Source organism: Neisseria sp. P0021.S007 (genome assembly GCF_051956855.1).
The window spans coordinates 1-497 of the sequence record NZ_JBQCXA010001330.1 but is presented as its reverse complement, the minus strand read 5'-3'; the positions used below and the strand labels follow the sequence as shown (position 1 = coordinate 497).

Annotated in this window: 1 protein-coding gene; it reads right to left on the bottom strand. The window is 48.9% G+C overall.

Translation table 11 applies throughout. The features are described 5' to 3' along the window. Positions 1-13: 13 nt before the first annotated feature. Complete coding sequence (ilvN, locus tag ACTHUR_RS19000) at positions 14-496, bottom strand: acetolactate synthase small subunit (protein WP_440400331.1); 483 nt, start codon at positions 494-496, stop codon at positions 14-16. Position 497 lies beyond the last annotated feature (1 nt).

Here is a 497-nt window from a genome sequence, read left to right as displayed (position 1 = left end):
GAACGATACAGCGTTAAATTTTCAAAATGCGCTCGCCACGACCGATACCGGCTGCGCCTGTGCGTACGGTTTCCAAAATTTGGGCGCGACCGACTGTTTCGAGGAAAGAGTCGAGTTTTTCGGTGGAACCTGTGATTTCGATGGTGTAGCTGCGGTCTGTTACATCAATAACGCTGCCGCGGTAGATTTCGGTCAATCGCAGGAATTCGTCGCGGTCTTTGCCGACGGCGCGGACTTTTACCAACATCAGTTCGCGTTCGACAAAACGGCTTTCGTTCAAGTCAACCACTTTGATAACTTCAATCAGTTTGTTGAGTTGTTTGGTGATTTGCTCGATAACGTGTTCGTCGCCATGAGTAACGATGGTCATGCGAGACAAGGTTTTGTCTTCGGTTGGCGCAACAGCCAAGGAGTCGATATTGTAATCGCGTGCGGAGAACAAACCTACCACACGGCTCATCGCACCTGATTCGTTTTCCATCAGAATAGATAAGATA